The organism is Geodermatophilus sp. URMC 63, from assembly GCF_053502565.1.
In genome coordinates, this window is record NZ_CP199956.1 from 5176751 (window position 1) to 5193949 (window position 17199).

Below are 17199 nucleotides of genomic sequence, written 5' to 3' on the forward strand. Positions count from 1 at the left end.
CGATCAGGCTCCTCCCGCGTCGCCGGGGAGCCCCTCCCCGTTGAGCTCTCCCTGCTGCAGCAGCCGGCGCAGCAGCCCGGCTGCGTGCAGGGCCTCGTCGTGGCGCTGGCGGAACGCCCGGGCGCTGATGGCGTGACCGCGCTGCTCGGCCCGCTCGCCCATCCGCAGGCTGAGCGTGGCGCGCTCCTCGAGCCCGCGCAGCGCCATCCACAGCGCGCCCTCCAGCGCCTGCGACTGCTCGACCGCGAGCGCCTCCGCCGACCACGCGTGCCCGACCCGGCAGCGGAACCGCTCCATCCCGCCCTCGGTGATGGAGAACAGCGCGCCGTGACAGGTGGGGCAGCCGAACCCGGACGGGGCACCGGGGCGGTCGTCGGCGTCGAAGGCGTCGGTGTCCAGGTGGGCCATCGCCGTCTCCGTGTCCACCAGGTCGCTGGGCGGGGGCTCGTCCACCTCGTCGACGTCCTCGGCCAGCAGCTCGGCCAGCATGGAGCCCATCTCCTCGGCCGCGACGACGTGGTCGGCACCCCCGACCTCGGCGGCGTGCTGGGGCATGCCGGGGTACAGCGCCTCGTCCGGGTCCTGCGCCACCCCGACGCCGCCTCGCGCCCGGACGGCGATCATCCCGGCGGTGCCGTCGTCCAGGGCGCCGGAGAGCACCACCGCGACCACCCGGCGACCGGCTGCGCGGGCCGCCGAGCGGAAGAGGACGTCGACGGCCGGACGGTGACCGTTCTCCCGCGGCCCGCGGGAGAGCAGGACGTGCCCGTCGCTGACCATCAGGTGCCGGTCGGGGCTGGCGACGAGGACCGTCCCCGGCTCGAGCCGCTCACCGTCGACCGCGGGCCGCACCGGCAGCGGACAGACCCGGTCCAGGATCGCCGGGAGTGCGCTGCGGGCGTTGGTGGGCATGTGCAGCACCACCAGGACGGCGGCCGGCAGGTCGGGCGGGAAGCCGCCGAGCACCTGCCGCAGCGCCTCGACCCCGCCGGCCGACGCGCCCACCACCACCAGGTCCCTCCGCGCGACGGTCACGGCGTTCCCTCCCCCGCCCGGACGTGCTCCAGCCAGGGCACCGGCAAGGCGTGCCCGAACCGTAGCCCCGCACGGGCCCCGGTGGAGCGGCCACCCGGTCCTCGACCGCCGTGGGCACAGGAGGTGGTGCTAGCCTCGTCCCGGGTCGAAGATCCGGCCCGGGCAGCCCGCTCGCCCAGCGGGTGACATCCGGCAGCCGCGTCCGGATCGGTCCTCGGGGATCCGCCCGTGAACACGAAGCTCGACCTCCTCGGCCCTGAGTCCGAGCTGTCGGCACCGCTCCTCCTGTCGATCGACCTCTCCTCCGGCACCGTGACGGTGCACGGAGAACTCGACCGCCAGGAGGTCCACCGGTTGGCCGACGCGGTCGCGGCGCTGCTCCACTCGCCGTCGCCCCGCTGGTCGATCGATCTCGCGGACGTCACCTTCTGCGACGTCGCGGGCCTCCGGGGCCTGCTCGCCGCGCGGCGACTCGCGGCCCGCAGCGGTCGCCGGCTGTCGGTGACGCGGCCGAGTCCGTGGCTGCGTCGGCTGATGCACCTGACCGGGGTCGACGCGCCTGACGCCGACACCGCGGTCGGGACGTCACCGGTCGCGCCGTCCCAGCTCCTCCCGGGCAGCGGTCTACTTGAAGGGCACCACGGCTGACCCGCACGCCGCGGCGATGTCCTCCAGCTCCTCGTTGAGGGCGTGCGCCAGGACGTTGTACTCACCGGGCGGGAGGTCCAGGAACCCGTGGATCTGCGCCGCGACCGACACCTCGTCCGCCGTCCCCCCGAGCGCCACGTAGCGCAACCACACCTCGCGGGTCTGCAGGCCGACGAGACGGAAGGCGGCCAGGAGGGGCGGCGTCCCGCCCGGGCTCTGGGTCATGGCCACCCGATTCTGCGGACCCGCGAGGGGGGTCGGCTGACTGGTCTCGGAACGAACCGTGGAACGTGCCCGCAGCCGACGGTAGTGCTCCCCGAGGGGATCCGCGGGGACGGCGGGCGGTCGGGTCGACGGGCGACCCGCGATGGCTGTGTCAGGTACCTGACACTGGCGTACCTTCCGGGGGGTGGAGTCGCTGTCGCCGGCCTTCCCCGGGGACTTCGACGTCGTCGTCGTGGCAGCGTCCGCCGGCGGCGTCAAGGCCCTGCAGACGATCGTGCCGGCCCTGCCGGCCGCCTTCCCCACGCCGGTCCTCGTGGTGCAGCACCGCCCCCCGGACACCGCGGACCTGCTGACCGGACTCCTGCGGGCACGGGCCGCGCTGCCCGTGCACGAGGCCGCGGACGGCCCCCTGCGGCCCGGCGTCACCGTGCTGCCGCCGCGGACGTCGGCACGGCTGGACGGCTCCGCCGCCCTCACGCTGACACCGGCACCGCCGAACCGCACCGCCGACGGACTGCTGGTCTCGGCTGCCGCGACGTGCGGGCCACGGGTGCTCGCGGTGGTCCTGACCGGACGTCTGGACGACGGCGCCGCCGGGGTCCGGGCGGTGCGGCGCGCCGGCGGGCGCGTCCTGGTCCAGGACCCCGACGACGCGGAGTTCCCCGGCATGCCCAGCGCAGCGCTGGCGACCGGCTGCGTGGAGCACGCCCTGCCGCTGCGGCACGTCGCCGCGGCGCTCGTCGCCTACACGATGGCGCCGGGTGCCGCCGACCTGCTCGCCGTCCCCGTCGCACCGTGGGCGCGGTTCGGCACGGCCACCGACGTCTTCGCATGACGTCCGGCTCCGAGGAGTCGCGGGTGGAGCGGAGGGCCGGACGGGCAACAGGCGACGGACGACGGCCCCCCGCTCCGGATCCCCGGCGCAACCTCCTCCTGGCGGGCCTGCCCGACGCCGAGCTGCGGCGGCTGCTGCCCGAGCTCGAGCTGGTGCACCTGGCGCTGCACGACCGCGTCCTGACCCGCGAGGAGCCCATCGAGCACCTGCACTTCCCCCTGGACTGCGTCCTGTCGCTGATGGCCCCCGCCGGTGGAGGGGCGCAGGTCGAGGTCGCCACCATCGGCTACGAGGGCATGTCGGGCCTGCCGGTCTTCCTCGGCACGGCGTCCGGCCCGAACGACTCCTTCTGCCAGGTCCCGGGGCGCGCGCTGCGGCTGCCGGCCGCCGGCTTCCGGCGGTTCCTGGCCTCCGACGGCGCCCTGCACCAGGCGCTGCACCGCTACACGCAGGCGACGATGGTCCTGCTGGCCCAGAACGTCGCCTGCAACAGCACGCACCGGACCGAGCAGCGCTGCGCCCGGTGGCTCCTGCAGACCCGTGACCGCGTCGGCGCCGACCAGTTCCCGCTGACCCAGGAGTTCCTCGCCCAGATGCTCGGGGTCCGCCGCGGCACCGTCTCCCTGACCGCGGGCGTCCTCCAGGAGGCCGGCACCATCCGGTACAGCCGCGGCGTCATCACGGTGCTCGATGCCGACGCCCTCCACCGGGCCGCCTGCGCCTGTTACGACCTCGTCCAGGAGCACTTCCAGCGCCTCACCGGAGCGCCGGACGCCTGACTCCCGGCCGCGGGCCCGTCACCCGGCGTCACCGCCGCGTCACGCGACGGCCCTGGTCGACGGCGGGTTCCCGACGCCAGGTGCGGGGGTGCGGCCGCAGCCGCACGGGAGGCGCGGGTCGCACCCGAGCGGGCCGGCGTCGGCCCGCTCGGGTCAGGTGTCGGTGCCGGCCGGTCAGGCCCCCGCGGTGGTCGGGTCCCCGGCGGTGTCCTCCGGCGCAGACGGCAGGGCGGTCCCGCCGGCCGCCGAGGTGACGCCCGGGCGGCCGCGGCGCGCGACCGTCATGGTGAGGAAGGACGTGGCCACCCCGGTGGCCAGCGCGCCGAGCGCCCACGCCGGCCCCGTCCGCTCGAGGCCCAGCGCGTGGTCGAGGGAGAGCTCGCCCGGGCCGGTCTCGGCCAGCGCCGTCACCGCACCGATGAGGACGGCGTTGTACTCCCACCCGCCGTTGGCGGCCCACGGGCCGTTGGGCAGGTGCACCTTGCGGATGGCCGTCGTCATCACCCCGGTGAGGGCGGAGGCGGCGAGCGGGGTGGCGAGGCCGGCGGCCAGCAGCGTGCCGCCGGCGGTCTCGGTGGCCCCGGCCAGCACCGCGTGCACCTTCGCCGGCCGCATCTCCAGGGCCTCCATCATGCCCTCGGTGCCGGCCCGCCCCGGGCCACCGAACCAGCCGAAGAGCTTCTGCGTGCCGTGGCCGATGAACAGCCCGCCGATGACGAGCCGCACTCCCAGACGTCCGATGCTCATGTGCCCTCCTCCGTGGTTCCGGGTCGTCAGGTGACCACGCCCCGGCCGTGTCGGCATCCCGGACCCCGGTGGCGGCCACGGGCGACCGGGGGCGCGAGTGGTCACCGGCGACCCGGGTCGGTGAGAATCCTGGCGCGCGGGTCCCGTGCCGTCGAGAGCCGAGCACCGACGGACCCGAGCACGGACGAGACCCGAGCCTGGAGACGAGACGCACCCCGTGGACGACGCCGCACAGGCCGAGCGCGACCGGGACGGCGCCCGGGCCGCCCTGCTCGAGCTGGCCACCTCCGCCGCGGGCATCGGCACCTTCGACTGGGACCTGACGACCGGGGACCTGACGTGGGACGAGCGCCTCGACGAGCTGCTCGGCCACGAGCGCGGCGCCGTCGACCGCACCATGGCGGGCTTCACCGCCCACCTCCACCCCGAGGACGCCCCGCGGGTGACCCGCCTGCTGCAGCAGGCCGTCGAGACCCGGGGCGAGTACGAGGCCGAGTACCGCGTCGTCGTCCCCGGCGCCCCGGTCCGCTGGCTCGCCGCCCGTGGGCGGGTGCTGACCGACGAGGAGGGCACCGCCGCGCGCCTGCTCGGTGCCGCCTGGGACGTCTCCGCCCGCCGCGAGGCGCAGGACCGCGTCGCCCAGATGCTGGAGACGATGGCGGTCGGCTTCCTCGCCGCCGACCACGACGGGGTGGTGACCCACGTCAACACCGAGGGCGAGCGGATCACCGGGTGCCCGCGGGAGGACCTGCTCGGCCGGGTGCTGTGGGAGGTCCTCCCCGGCGCCGTCGGCGGCGAGTTCGAGGAGCACTGCCGGCGGGCGGCCCGGACCCGGCGGCCGGTGACCGTCGAGGCCCGCTCCCCCGGCCCCGCCGACGTCTGGGCCGAGGTGCGCGTCGTCCCGACCCCCGAGGGCGTGTCCCTGTACCTGCTGGACATCTCCACCCGGCGCCGCGTGCAGGAGGAGGCCGAGCGGGCGACGGCCCGAGAACGGCTGCTGAGCAGCATCACCGACGACCTGGCCGCCACCCTCGACGCCGACGAGGCCGTGACCCGGCTGAGCCGCTTCGTCGTCCCCGCGATCGCCGACTGGTGCATCGTGACCCTCGTCGCCGACGACCGGGAGGCCGGCTCCCAGCGGGGCCTGCGCGACGTCACGTCCTGGCACGCCGACCCGGCCGCGCGCCCGGTCACCGAGGCGTACGCGCGGGGCCGGCTGGCAGCGCTCACCGACGGCGCGATGATCGTCCGTGCCCTGCACACCGGACTGCCGCAGCTGCTGCGCACCGGGGCCACCGCGACGGCCCAGGGCGTGATCGAGCCCGGCCCGGTGCGCGACCTGTTCACGCGGCTGGCGCCGGAGTCCGTGGCCGTCGTGCCGCTGCCCGGCCGCTTCGGCCCCGTCGGTCTGCTCACGCTGGCCAACGGCGCCGCCCGCGGCCCCTTCCGGGCCGAGGACCTGACCACGGCCGGTCACGTGGCCGCCCGCGCCGGGCTCGTCCTCGACAACGCGCGGCTCGTCCGGCAGCAGCGGGACATGGCCGAGGGACTGCAGCGCTCGCTGCTCACGCCGCCACCGCAGCCCGACCACCTGCAGATCGTCGTGCGCTACGTCCCGGCCACGCGGGCCGCCGAGGTCGGCGGGGACTGGTACGACGCCTTCCTCCAGCCCGCGGGCGCCACCGTTCTCGTCATCGGCGACGTGATCGGCCACGACACCCAGGCCGCCGCGGCCATGGGGCAGATCCGCTCCATGGTGCGCACCATCGGCGCCGAGGACGGGGCCGCGCCCGCCGAGGTGCTGCGCCGGACCGACCAGGTCATGGAGACCCTGCGGACGGGCACCGCCGCCACCGCCGTCGTCGCCCGCCTCGAGCAGTCCGCCGACGAGCGGGCCCGCGGCGTCACCCACCTGCGGTGGTCCAATGCCGGCCACCCCCCGCCGATGGCCCTCGACGCCGATGGCAGCGTCGTCCCCCTGGCCACGGCCACGGCCGACCGGCTGCTCGGCGTCACCCCCGACGCGCCCCGCCAGGAGTCGGAGGTCGTCCTCGACCGGGGTGCGGTGGTCCTCCTCTACACCGACGGGCTGGTCGAGCGCCGCGACCAGGACCTCGACGCCGGACTCGACCGGCTGCAGCGGGAGCTGGCGGCGCTCGCCGGCCGGGACCTCGACGAGGTCTGCGACCGCCTCCTGGAGCGGATGCTGCCCGACAACCCCGAGGACGACGTCGCCCTCGTCGCCGTCCGGCTGCACCCGCAGGACCGGCCGCGCCCGCCGGAGGCCGGCCCCGCCGACGTCCCTCGCCCCGGCTGACCGGCGTCACGCCGGGCTCCCGCTCAGCGGCGCCGTCCGCGTCGCCGCGGGACGCCGGTCGTGACCGCGGCGACGAGCAGCAGCTTGACCAGCCAGTCACCGGCGTGGATGGCCGCCTGCTGCCAGGGCACCTTCTCGTGCACCACCGAGCCGGTGAGCAGCACGCCGGGGAAGGCCACCCACAGCGCGGCCGCCAGCCGGGCGGCCTCCGCGGGCGACATGGCCCCGGTGCGGACGGCGAGACCCCGCACGGCCGCCGCGACGACGGCACTGCGGGCGAACTCGACCGGCGGCAGCCACGGCGGCGGGGGTGCGTCGGTCGCGTACACCTCGTCCAGCCGGGCCAGGCGGTCGCCGAAGGCCGTGTACCAGGCGGTGCTGGAGGCGACGGCGGCCGCGGCGGCCAGGCCGACGGCGGGCAGACCGGAGGACGGGGTGGCTACGGGCACGGTGGGCTCCTCGACTCGGGGACGTGCAGGACGGACTCCCCGCGACCACCGGACTCATCGGCGCGGGACCCGTCGGCGCGGACTCGTCCTCCCCGAGCAGGCGGGGCATGCTCGGTGGATGAGGCGCACCACCGTGGCCACCTCGACCGCCGTCGCGGCCACCGCGGCCGTCGGCACGGCCGGCACCGACGTCACCTCGTCCTGGTACCGGCGCCTGGACAAGCCCGCCTGGCAGCCGCCCGGTCCGGTGTTCGGCCTGGCCTGGACGACGCTGTACGCCCTGCTGGCGACGGCGGGGGCCCGGGCGGTGCCGCACGGTGGCCGCAGCTACGCCCGCGCCTACGCCGCCAACCTGCTGCTCAACGCCGGCTGGACCTGGTCGTTCTTCCGGTTGCGGCGCCCCGCGCTCGCCACGGCCGAGGCGCTGCTGCTCGCGGCGTCCACCGCCGACCTGGCCCGGCGCAGCGCCCGCCTCGACCCGGTCGCCGGCCGGCTGCTGCTCCCCTACGCCGCCTGGACCGCCTTCGCCGTCGCCCTGAGTGCGGAGATCGCCCGCCGCAACCGACCCGGACGCCGCGCCTGACCCGGCGCCGCGGGCCACTCCTCCGGCTGATCGCGCCCGTTGCCCCTGGCCGTCTCCGGGTGGGCGGGCGACGATGGCCGGGTCGTCGCCGTCCGGGAGCTCAGGGGGAAGTGCGTGCACAGGACCGCCCGCCGCGGACGCTCCGCGCGCCTCATCCCGGTCCTCGGCGCGAGCGCCTGCGCGCTGGGCGTCACGGCCGCGCTGGCCGCGACGTCGCCGCCGCCCGCGGCCGGCGCCGGCGCGGCCGGGGTGGGGGTGGCGGAGGTGGCCGGTACGGCGCCGGCGGGGAGCAGCACCACACAGGTTCCCGAGGTCCCGCCGCCGGCCGGCCCGCTGGACGTGCCCAGCATCGGCGTCCTGGCCCCCGGTTTCGAGGACGGCTGGGCGCCCGCCCCGCCGACGACCCCGCCTCCTCCGCCGACGACGCGGCCGTCGGCCGTCCCGCCACGGACCGCCGCGCCCGCCCCGGCGCCCGCGACGATCGAGGAGCCACCGGCACCGGCCTCCCCGGCCGACGTCCCGCCGCCGGAGATCCCGCCGGGGACACCGCCGGCCGAGCCGTCACCGGCCGAGCAGCCTGCGCTCGAGGCGCCGCCGGCGGAGGCACCGGTCGTGGAGGTGCCGGTGGCAGAGGAAACGGTCACGGAGCAACCGGTCACGGAGCAACCGGTCACGGAGCAACCGGCCGCGGAGCAACCGGCACCAGAGCCGACCGTCTCGGCCGAGCCCGCGCCGACGCCGGCCACCGCGGCCGAGACCACGCTCACCGAGCCATCCCTGGAGCCCACGCCCGCCGAGCCGTCCCCGGAGCCCACGCCGGAGCCGACGACGGCGGCTCCCGAACCCACCGCCGAGCCGACGCCGACCGAGGGGACGCCGGCCCCTGCGCCGACGGCCGCCGAGCCGACCGAACCGACGCCGACTCCTGAGCCGACGGCGGCTGGGTCCGCGACGGCCACCGAGTCCGCGACACCCACCGAACCCGCGACGACCACCGAACCCACGACGACCACCGAACCCACGACATCCGCCGAGCCGGCACCCGCCGAAGCCACATGCCCGCCGACCACGGCTGACGACCCGGCTGACGACCCGGCCGCCGCCACGGCGGCCGACCCGGTCACCGACCCGGCGCCGGCCGACCCGACCGTCCCGGCCGACCCCGCCGCGCCGACGGAGGCCGTGGACGCCGACGTGGCGACCGACGTCGACCCCGCGACGTCCGAGCCCTGCGCTGCCCCGGAGCCGGCGACGCCGACGGAGCCGGTCGCCGCACCCACCGCCTGACTGGCCGCCGAGCAGCGGGAGCAGCCGCGACCGAGGATGGGGCGTGCCCATCGACGTCACGCAGACCTATGCCGCCGACCCCGACCGCGTGCTCGCCGTCCTCACCGACGAGCAGTTCCTCCGCGAGTTCGCGCAAGCCCTGGAGGCGCAGGTCGAGGAGGTCTCCAGCCTGCAGGACGGCGCGAGCACGCGGACCTCGCTGCGGATGGCGGCGCCCACCACCGGCATCCCCCCGGTGTTCGCGCGCTTCGTCGGCCGCACGGTGCCGGTGCTCGACGTGCACACCTGGACCGCCGACGGCTCCGGCGGGCACCGGGCCACGCTCGACGTCCGCGCCGAGATCATGGGCCGCACGGCGGTGGTCACCGGCGAGCGGCGGCTGCTGCCGGCCGACGGCGGCACCCGCGCCACGGTGACCGGTGACGTCCGGGTCGACGCGCCGATCATCGGGCGGCAGGCCGAGTCGGCCGTGCAGGAGCTGGTGACGGCCGTGGTCCTGCGCCGCGAGCACGAGACGCTGCTGCGCCGCCTCGGCTGAGCGCCGTCAGGGGGCGGTCGAGCCCCAGTGCGCGACGTCGCTGCCGGCCTCGTCGACGAGCACGTACTCGGCGCTCCCCTGCGGGTCGTCGGCGCGGTGGCGGCTGACGACGTCCACCGGCTCGGCCTCGGCGGCGGACGCGTCAGCGGCGTCCCACTCCTGCAGCACGGATCCGTCGCCGGTGGTCAGTCGGTATCGGGGCACGGCCGGACCGTAAGCCGATCACGCCAACCCGGCCAGCGCACGCGCCAGCACCGCCCGGGTGTCCGCGGGGTCGACGACGTCGTCGACCTCGAAGGCGGAGGCGACGTTGAGCGCCCTGCCCTGCGCGTAGGAGGCGGCGACCAGCTCGCCGAAGCGGGCCTCGCGGGCCTCCGGGTCGAGCGCCTCGAGCTCGCGCCGGTGTCCGAGCCGGACGGCGCCCTCGAGGCTCATCGGGCCGAACTCGCCGGTGGGCCAGGCCAGCGTGAGCAGCGGCGCGCGCAGGTCGCCGCCGAGCATGGCCATGGCACCGAGCCCGTAGGCCTTGCGCAGCACTACCGCCAGCAGCGGCACGCCCAGCTGCGCGCCGACGACGTAGAGCCCGCCGAAGCGGCGCACGGTGCCGGTGCGCTCCGACTCCGGCCCCACCATGAACCCCGGGGTGTCGACCAGCGAGAGCACCGGCAGCCCCGCGGAGGAGCACAGCCGCAGGAACGCCGCGGCCTTGTCCGCCGACTCGCCGTCGATCGCGCCGCCGAGGTGCCGCGGGTCGTTGGCGACGATCCCCACCGGCCGCCCGTCCAGGCGGGCCAGCGCGGTGACGACGCCGCGGCCGGACCCCGGGCGCAGCTCCAGCACGCTGCCGGTGTCGGCGAGCGTGGTCACCACCGGCCGCACGTCGTAGCTGCGCACCCGGTTGGCCGGCAGCGCCGTCCGCAGCAGCCGCTGGTCGGCGCACTCCCCCGGCTCGACCCGCCCGGCCAGCAGCCCGAGCGCCTGACGGGCCGCGGCGACGGCGGCCGCGTCGTCGGGCACCACGACGTCGACGACGCCGGTGGCCGCGTGCACCGCGGTCGGGCCGACGTCCTCCGGCGCCACCACGCCCAGCCCGCCGGCCTCGATCATCGCCGGGCCGCCCATGCCGATGCTGCTGTCCTCGGTGGCGACGACGACGTCGCAGCACCCGACCAGCGCGGCGTTGCCGGCGAAGCAGTACCCCGAGACGACGGCGACCGTGGGCACCGTCCCGGCCAGCCGCGCCATCGTGGTGAACGTCGGGACGTCGAGGCGGGAGAAGCCGCCGCCGTCGGTGTCACCGGGCCGCCCGCCGCCGCCCTCGGCCACCAGCACGACCGGCAGCCGGCGCTGCGCGGCGACCTCGAGCAGCCGGTCGGTCTTGCGGTGGTTGGTGCGGCCCTGCGTGCCGGCGAGCACGGTGTAGTCGTAGGCGAGGACCGCGCAGGCCACGCCGTCGACCTCGCCGATGCCGGTGACCATCCCGTCGGCCGGTGTCCGCTCGACGAGCTCCTCGACCGACCAGCGGGCCCGCTGGGCGGCGAGGCCGAGCTGGCCGTACTCGACGAAGGTGCCCTCGTCGACCAGCGCGGCCACCACCTCGCGGGCGGTCATCCGCCCGGCCGCGTGCCGGCGGGCCACCACCTCGGGCCGGGCGTCGTCGAGCGTCGTGGCCCGCCGCGCCCGCAGCTCGGCCAGCTCGGGGCGCACGGCGTCGAGGTCGGTCCCGTCCGGCCCCCCGGCGGCGTCGCCGACCTCCCCGGGGACGACGCCGGCGAGCACCGCTCCCGCGGTCACGACGTCCCCCACCCGCACCGCCAGGCCGGTGAGCACGCCGCCGGCCGGCGCGATCACGACGTGCTCCATCTTCATCGCCTCGAGCACCACCACCGGCGCCCCGGCGGCCACCGCGTCCCCCTCGCCGGCGGCGACCTCGACCACCGCCCCCGACAGCGGCGCGGTCACCGGCAGGACGCCGTCGACGGCGACCGGTGCGTCCGCCGGCCGGTCGGGCACCAGCTCGGCCAGGCGGGCGTCGACCAGGTCGGTGGTCGCCTGCCCCGCGGCCACCTCCGGCAGCGCGAGCAGCGCGGCGAGCAGGTCGCGGTTGGTGGCGACACCGGCGACGTCGAGCTCGGCGAGCGCCCGGCCGGCCCCGGCCAGCGCCCGCGGCAGGTCGCGGTCGTGCACGACGACCTTGGCCAGCAGCGAGTCGTAGCGCGGGCTGACCTCGCCGCCGGGCACCGCGGCGGTGTCCACGCGCACGCCGCGGCCGGTGGGCGGGACGAAGCGCCCGAGCACCCCGGCCGCCGGCTGCACGGTGCCGTCGGGCAGCAGGGTCTCGGCGTTGACCCGGACCTGGACGGCGACCCCGTGCGAGGGCGGTGGCGCGACGAGGTCCAGCTCGGCGAGCGTCGCCCCCTCGGCCAGCCGGAGCGCCACCTCGACCAGGTCCAGGCCGGTGACCTCCTCGGTGACCGTGTGTTCGACCTGCAGCCGCGGGTTGACCTCGAGGAACACGACCTCGTCGCCGCGGACGAGGAACTCGACGGTGGCCAGCCCGCGGTAGGACGCCGATCCGCACAGCGCGGTGGCGGCCGCGGCCAGCCGGGCGCGGACGGCGTCGTCCAGGGCCGGGGCGGGCGCGACCTCGACCAGCTTCTGCGGGCGCCGCTGCAGCGAGCAGTCGCGGTCGCCGAGGGCGACGACGGCCGCGCCGTCGCCGGCCACCTGCACCTCGACGTGCCGGGCGCCGGTCAGCAGCCGCTCGACGTAGACGGCGCCGTCGCCGAAGGCCGCCGCCGCCTCCGAGCGGCAGCGCTCCAGCGCCGCGGGCAGCTCCCCGGGGTCGCGCACCGGGCGCATCCCCCGCCCGCCGCCGCCGGCGCGGGCCTTGACCATGACCGCGGCGCCCTCTCCGAGACCGGCGAGGAAGCGGGCTGCCTCCGCGGGGTCGGTGTCCCCCGGGGTGGCCGCGAGCACCGGGATCCCCAGCTCGACAGCCCGCGCGCGGGCGCGGGTCTTGTCCCCGAACAGGTCGAGGGCGCCGAGGTCCGGTCCGACGAAGGTGATCCCCGCGCCGGCGCAGGCCCGGGCGAAGCTCCGGGCTCTCGGCGAGGAAGCCCCAGCCGGGGTGCAGCCCGTCGGCCCCGGTGCGCACCGCGGCGTCCACCACCGCGGCGACGTCGAGGTAGGCGGCCGGCCCGGCGCCGGGGAGCCGGGCGGAGTGGTCGGCTCGGCGCACGTGCAGGGCGCCGGCGTCGTCCTCGGGGGCGACCGCGACGGTGGACAGACCCAGGGCGGCGGCGGTGCGCAGGACGCGGACGGCGACGTCGCCGCGGTTGGCGACCAGCAGCCGGGTGATCGTCATCGGCGCCGGAGTCTAGGGAGCGACGCGGGCCGATCCGGAGCAGGCTGTCGGACATGACGACGCCGCAGCCCGAGCCGGAGACCCCGCAGCCGCGCGACATCGCCCTGGAGATGGCCGACGAGCGCACCGCCGCCGACCTCGAGGAGCAGAGCGACCCGGAGGCCCCGACCAACCCGGCGTGAGACAGGCGCACCGGCCAGGCTCCGGGCGTACTGTGCCGCCCATGTCCGCAGAAGCGGGTCTCGGGCGGCTGGTCGCCGGGCGCTACGTCGTCAGCGGGGTCCTCGGCCGCGGTGGCATGGGTGTCGTGTGGCGGGCCACCGACCAGGTGCTCAACCGCCCGGTCGCGCTCAAGGAGGTCGTGTTCCCGGCCCACCTGAGCGACGAGGAGCGCGACGCGCTGCGCCGCCGGACGCTGCGCGAGGCCCGGACCGCGGCGCGCCTCGTGCACCCGAACGTCACCACCCTCTACGACGTCGTCGAGGAGGACGGCCGGCCCTGGCTGGTCATGGAGCACGTCGACGCGCGCAGCCTGCAGGAGGTGGTGCAGCAGCACGGGCCCCTGCCCTGGACGACCGTCGCCCGCATCGGGCTCGACGTGCTCGGCGCGCTGGAGGCCGCCCACGAGGTCGGCATCGTGCACCGCGACGTCAAGCCGGGCAACGTCCTGGTCGGCCGCGACTGCGCCGCCCACCTGACCGACTTCGGCATCGCCGTGGCCACCGGCGACCCGTCGATCACCACGGCGGGGGCCATCATCGGCTCGCCGCCGTTCATGGCTCCCGAGCGCGCCCGCGGCGAGGAGGCCGGCCCCGCGGCCGACCTGTGGTCGCTGGGGGCCACGCTCTACACCGCCGTCGAGGGCCGGCTGGCCTTCGAGCGCACCGAGCCGATGGCCACCCTGTTCGCCGTCGTCTCCGACGACCCCGCGCCGGTCGAGCACGCCGGGCCGCTGGAGCCGGTGCTGCGCGGCCTGCTCACCAAGGACCCCGCCGCGCGGATGGACGTCGCCGCGGCCCGCCGGGATCTCCAGCACGCCCTCTCCGGCAGCGAGCCGGGCACCACGTGGGCGCCGCCGCACACCGACGACACCGACGACACCGCCGTCCACCAGGACGGGGCCGCGCTCGGCGGGCGGGTGGAGCGCTTCGACGCCGACGACCTGCGGGCGCTGGCCTCGGTGATCGGCACGGTCGCCCGGGACGCGCGCGAGCAGGCGCGCTACCTCGCCGACAAGCGCCGCGAGCGCAAGGAGCGCAAGGAGCGCAAGGAGCTCCGGGAGCGCGAGGGGCGGCCGGGACGCCGGCGGGCCGGGGGCGCAGCGCAGTCCCCGCAGGCACCGCCCTCACAGGCGCCGTCCCCGCCGGCACCGTCCCCGCAGGCGCCATCCCCCCAGGCACCGCGCTCGCAGGCACCGCCCGCCGCACCGCCCGCTGCACCATCGCGCGTGGCCACCTCCCCGCCGCGGTCGGCCGGCCCGGCCCGGCGCCGGTGGCGGTTCAAGCGCCGGTGGGTCGTCGTCCCGGTCCTGCTGGCCGTCCTGGCGGTGCTGGCCGCCGTCATCGGCATGGTGGCCCTGATCGCGACGGCCTTCGGCGCCCTCTGAGCGGTCAGCGCCGGCCGGTCAGCAGCGCGGGGTCGAGGCGCTCCCCCGCGACGTAGTACAGCGTCGCGCCCTCGGGGACGGGCGTGTCCCACCGCGGGCTGACCTGCAGGCCCGCCTCGGTGCGCAGCGCCAGCACCGTGGCGCCGTGGTCGCGGCCGAAGGCGGTCTGGCACTCGCCGAACGTGCGGTGCGGCAGGCCGCGCGGCACCCGCAGCGAGTAGGTGTTGCCGTGCCCGCCGGCGGTCATGAGCTCGTTGTAGACCTGGGTCAGGCCCGGGTCGGCCGCCTCCTCCGACAGCAGGAACGGCATGTGCCACTGCACCACCTGCACGCCGGCGTTGACGTAGCGCAGGCTGTCGCGCCGGCCGAGGTCGCGGACGGCGGCGACCATGTGCACGCGCGGGTTGGCGTGGTCGACGGCGACCGCGATGGCCAGCGTCTCGTTGTCGTCGCGGCCGTCGACGACCGCCGTCCGGGCGCGGTCGACCCGGGCGCGGACCATCACGTCGGCGTGGGTGAGGTCGCCCCGCACGAAGGACACCTGCGACTGCTCGGGCATCGGGTCGACCGCCACGTCGTCCCAGGCGCACAGCGCGATCCGGGTGCCCGGCTCGACGCACAGCTCGGCGACGATCCGCTCGGTGCGGCCGGGCGTGTAGCCCAGGACGACGACGTGGTCGCGGAGGTCCAGGGCCACCACTCCTCTCAGCCGCCTGCCCCGCACGGTCTGCAGGGCGGTGGCCAGCTCGGTGAACAGCAGCGTCAGCGTGACGATGCCGCCGACGATCACGTAGGCGCCGACGACGTGGCCGCCGAGGCTCACGGGGAAGACGTCGCCGTAGCCCACCGTGGCGGCGGTGACGACGAAGTACCACCAGTAGGTGGACGGGGCGACGATCTCGCTGCCGGCCGGCTCGACCAGCGCCATCGCCGCCCAGCTGGTGAGGAACACCAGCACGGCCACCGCCAGCGGCAGCCGCCACCCGCGCAGCCGGAGCCGCACGGTGCGCAGCAGCCAGAACAGGGAGAACGGCAACGCGGGACTCCCTCGACGGCGCGGCGGACACCGCAACCTACCGTCGCCCGCCGCCGCGAGGAGTCCCCCGCGAGCGCGAGGGGTAGCGGCCCCGGCATGCGCAGCCGCGACCTCCTCACGTACGCCTACTCGCAGATCGGCGAGACCCTGCGCGCCGCCGTCGAGGGCCTGTCCCCCGACCAGCTCGCGCAGCGGCCCGGCCCGGACGCCAACCCGATCGGCTGGCTGGCCTGGCACGCGCTGCGGGTCCAGGACGACCACCTCGCCGAGGTCGCCGGCAGCGGGCAGGTGTGGACGGCGCAGGGCTTCGCCGGCCGCTTCGCCCTCCCCGTCGACGACGCCGCCACCGGCTACGGGATGTCGTCGGAGGAGGTCGCCGCGGTCCGCGTGCCCTCGGCCGACCTGCTGCTCGAGTACGCCGACGCGGTGCTCGCCCGCAGCCGGGAGTTCCTCGGCGGCCTGTCCGACGACGACCTCGACCGCGTCGTCGACGAGCGGTGGGACCCGCCGGTGACCCTCGGCGTCCGGCTGGTCAGCGTGCTCTCCGACGACCTGCAGCACGCCGGCCAGGCGGCCTACGTGCGGGGGCTGCTCGGCGCCTGAGGCAGGTGCGCGGGCAGCACCCGGGCGGCGAGCTCGGTGAGCACCGGCCCGGGCTCGGCCATGCAGCGGGCGACGTCGGGCTCGACGTCGGTGAGCGCGCCGGCGCCGGCGAACCCGGCCTCCCGCAGCTCGGCGGCGCCCAGCTGCACGCGCCCGGCCAGCCCGACGCAGGGGACGCCGGCCGCGCGCGCCCGGGCCAGCACCACCGCGGGCGCCTTGCCGCGCAGGGTCTGGAAGTCGAGGCTCCCCTCCCCGGTCACCGCGAGGTCGGCACCGGCCAGCGCGTCGTCGAGCCCGACGAGGTCGGCCACCAGCTCGGCCCCGCTCGACACCGACGAGGTGAGGACGGCGGCGATCCCGGCGGTGGTGCCCCCGGCCGCGCCCATCGCCGGGATCCCCTCCAGCTCGACCCCGAGGTCGCGCCGCACGACGGCGGCGAAGCGGGCCAGCGCGGCGTCGAGCTCGGCGACCTGCTCGGGGGTGGCGCCCTTCTGCGGGCCGTACACGGCGGCGGCGCCGACCGGCCCGGTCAGCGGGTTGTCGACGTCGGTGGCCACCTGCACCTCGAGACCGTCGAGCCGGGGGTCGCGGGCGCCGGCGTCGATGCGGTCGAGGCGGGCCAGGCCGGCCCCGCCGGGCGGCACGTCGCGGCCGTCGGCGTCGAGCAGGCGGACCCCGAGGGCCTGCAGCAGGCCGGCGCCGCCGTCGGTGGTGGCGCTGCCGCCGAGGCCGACGACCACCCGGGTGGCGCCGGCGTCGAGCGCGGCCAGCAGCAGCTCACCGACGCCGCGGGTGGTGGCGGTGGTCGGCGCGAGCTCCTCGAGCAGCCCGAGCCCGGCCGCGGCGGCCATCTCGACCACCGCCGTCGTCCCGTCGACGGCGAACTCCGCCTGCACCGGGCGGCCGTCGGGGCCGGTGACCGTCGCCGTCCGCGACGCGTACCCGGCGCGCAGGGCGGCGGCCACCGTGCCCTCGCCGCCGTCGGCCATCGGCCGCAGCAGCACCTCGGCGTCGGGACGCTCGCGCAGCAGGCCGCGGGCGACCGCCTCGGCGGCGTCCGCGGCGGCCAGGGAGCCCTTGAAGGAGTCGGGGGCGATCACGATGCGCACGCCCGGCAGCATGCCGTACCCGCGCGTAGCGTCGG

The 17199-nt window shown here is 77.2% G+C and carries 18 protein-coding genes and 1 pseudogene; 10 read left to right on the forward strand and 9 right to left on the reverse strand.

Translation table 11 applies throughout. The features are described from left to right. Positions 1–3: 3 nt before the first annotated feature. The gene (locus tag ACWIZO_RS25090) at positions 4–1035 is read right to left on the reverse strand and encodes a chemotaxis protein CheB (RefSeq protein WP_448640293.1); all 1032 of its coding nucleotides are present in this window, start codon (positions 1033–1035) and stop codon (positions 4–6) included. A 228-nt stretch (positions 1036–1263) separates the two neighbouring features. On the opposite strand from ACWIZO_RS25090, the gene ACWIZO_RS25095 reads away from it, so the two are divergent. Further along, on the forward strand, positions 1264–1683 hold the full coding sequence (locus ACWIZO_RS25095) for an STAS domain-containing protein (protein ID WP_448640294.1): 420 nt from the start codon (positions 1264–1266) through the stop codon (positions 1681–1683). On the opposite strand, the gene ACWIZO_RS25100 is transcribed toward ACWIZO_RS25095, so the two are convergent. Then, positions 1660–1908 (reverse strand): hypothetical protein, encoded by a 249-nt coding sequence (locus ACWIZO_RS25100; protein WP_448640295.1) that lies wholly within the window; start codon positions 1906–1908, stop codon positions 1660–1662. The genes ACWIZO_RS25095 and ACWIZO_RS25100 overlap by 24 nt on opposite strands. 184 nt (positions 1909–2092) lie before the next feature. On the opposite strand from ACWIZO_RS25100, the gene ACWIZO_RS25105 reads away from it, so the two are divergent. Both ACWIZO_RS25105 and ACWIZO_RS25110 read left to right on the forward strand, forming a co-directional pair. Beyond that, complete coding sequence (locus tag ACWIZO_RS25105; protein ID WP_448640296.1) at positions 2093–2743, forward strand: chemotaxis protein CheB; 651 nt, start codon at positions 2093–2095, stop codon at positions 2741–2743. Beyond that, complete coding sequence (locus ACWIZO_RS25110) at positions 2740–3522, forward strand: Crp/Fnr family transcriptional regulator (RefSeq protein ID WP_448640297.1); 783 nt, start codon at positions 2740–2742, stop codon at positions 3520–3522. The genes ACWIZO_RS25105 and ACWIZO_RS25110 overlap by 4 nt, the downstream gene beginning before the upstream one ends. 174 nt (positions 3523–3696) lie before the next feature. Here the strand turns inward: ACWIZO_RS25110 and ACWIZO_RS25115 are convergent, their stop codons facing one another. Then, positions 3697–4269, reverse strand: a complete 573-nt coding sequence (locus ACWIZO_RS25115; protein WP_448640298.1) for a DoxX family protein — start codon at positions 4267–4269, stop codon at positions 3697–3699. A gap of 217 nt (positions 4270–4486) precedes the next feature. Here ACWIZO_RS25115 and ACWIZO_RS25120 point away from each other — a divergent pair, with 217 nt between their 5' ends. Continuing rightward, positions 4487–6586: a SpoIIE family protein phosphatase gene (locus tag ACWIZO_RS25120; protein WP_448640299.1), complete on the forward strand. Its 2100-nt coding sequence runs from the start codon at positions 4487–4489 to the stop codon at positions 6584–6586. Positions 6587–6609: 23 nt separating this feature from the next. Here ACWIZO_RS25120 and ACWIZO_RS25125 read toward each other — a convergent pair whose 3' ends face one another. Beyond that, entirely contained in the window at positions 6610–7035 is a 426-nt protein-coding gene (locus ACWIZO_RS25125) for a DUF1761 family protein (protein ID WP_448640300.1), read from the reverse strand. A 118-nt stretch (positions 7036–7153) separates the two neighbouring features. Between ACWIZO_RS25125 and ACWIZO_RS25130 the strand changes: the two genes are divergently transcribed. From ACWIZO_RS25130 to ACWIZO_RS25140, 3 genes are all read left to right on the forward strand, one after another. Further along, positions 7154–7618, forward strand: coding sequence for a TspO/MBR family protein (locus tag ACWIZO_RS25130; RefSeq protein WP_448640301.1), 465 nt, complete (start codon positions 7154–7156; stop codon positions 7616–7618). A gap of 114 nt (positions 7619–7732) precedes the next feature. Then, positions 7733–8905, forward strand: coding sequence for a hypothetical protein (locus ACWIZO_RS25135; RefSeq protein ID WP_448640302.1), 1173 nt, complete (start codon positions 7733–7735; stop codon positions 8903–8905). 43 nt (positions 8906–8948) lie between these two features. Beyond that, positions 8949–9443, forward strand: a complete 495-nt coding sequence (locus ACWIZO_RS25140; RefSeq protein WP_448640303.1) for a DUF2505 domain-containing protein — start codon at positions 8949–8951, stop codon at positions 9441–9443. Between the two features lie 6 nt (positions 9444–9449). Here ACWIZO_RS25140 and ACWIZO_RS25145 read toward each other — a convergent pair whose 3' ends face one another. From ACWIZO_RS25145 to ACWIZO_RS25155, 3 genes and pseudogenes are all read right to left on the reverse strand, one after another. Beyond that, positions 9450–9647, reverse strand: coding sequence for a hypothetical protein (locus tag ACWIZO_RS25145; protein WP_448640304.1), 198 nt, complete (start codon positions 9645–9647; stop codon positions 9450–9452). A gap of 18 nt (positions 9648–9665) precedes the next feature. After that, complete coding sequence (locus ACWIZO_RS25150; protein WP_448640305.1) at positions 9666–12422, reverse strand: carboxyl transferase domain-containing protein; 2757 nt, start codon at positions 12420–12422, stop codon at positions 9666–9668. A gap of 172 nt (positions 12423–12594) precedes the next feature. Further along, positions 12595–12810, reverse strand: a pseudogene (locus ACWIZO_RS25155) (biotin carboxylase N-terminal domain-containing protein); the annotation flags it as partial. 53 nt (positions 12811–12863) lie between these two features. On the opposite strand from ACWIZO_RS25155, the gene ACWIZO_RS25160 reads away from it, so the two are divergent. Further along, a complete protein-coding gene (locus ACWIZO_RS25160; RefSeq protein WP_446756542.1) occupies positions 12864–12992 on the forward strand; it encodes a hypothetical protein in 129 nt (42 codons plus the stop codon). 41 nt (positions 12993–13033) lie between these two features. Next, positions 13034–14416 carry a serine/threonine-protein kinase gene (locus ACWIZO_RS25165; RefSeq protein ID WP_448640306.1) on the forward strand — a complete coding sequence of 461 codons (1383 nt, stop codon included), beginning with the start codon at positions 13034–13036 and terminating at the stop codon, positions 14414–14416. A 4-nt stretch (positions 14417–14420) separates the two neighbouring features. Here ACWIZO_RS25165 and ACWIZO_RS25170 read toward each other — a convergent pair whose 3' ends face one another. Further along, entirely contained in the window at positions 14421–15452 is a 1032-nt protein-coding gene (locus ACWIZO_RS25170; RefSeq protein WP_448640307.1) for an ion channel, read from the reverse strand. Between the two features lie 96 nt (positions 15453–15548). Between ACWIZO_RS25170 and ACWIZO_RS25175 the strand changes: the two genes are divergently transcribed. After that, entirely contained in the window at positions 15549–16055 is a 507-nt protein-coding gene (locus tag ACWIZO_RS25175; RefSeq protein ID WP_448640308.1) for a mycothiol transferase, read from the forward strand. Here ACWIZO_RS25175 and ACWIZO_RS25180 read toward each other — a convergent pair. Further along, positions 16028–17164 (reverse strand): glycerate kinase, encoded by a 1137-nt coding sequence (locus ACWIZO_RS25180; protein ID WP_448640309.1) that lies wholly within the window; start codon positions 17162–17164, stop codon positions 16028–16030. The genes ACWIZO_RS25175 and ACWIZO_RS25180 overlap by 28 nt on opposite strands. Positions 17165–17199 lie beyond the last annotated feature (35 nt).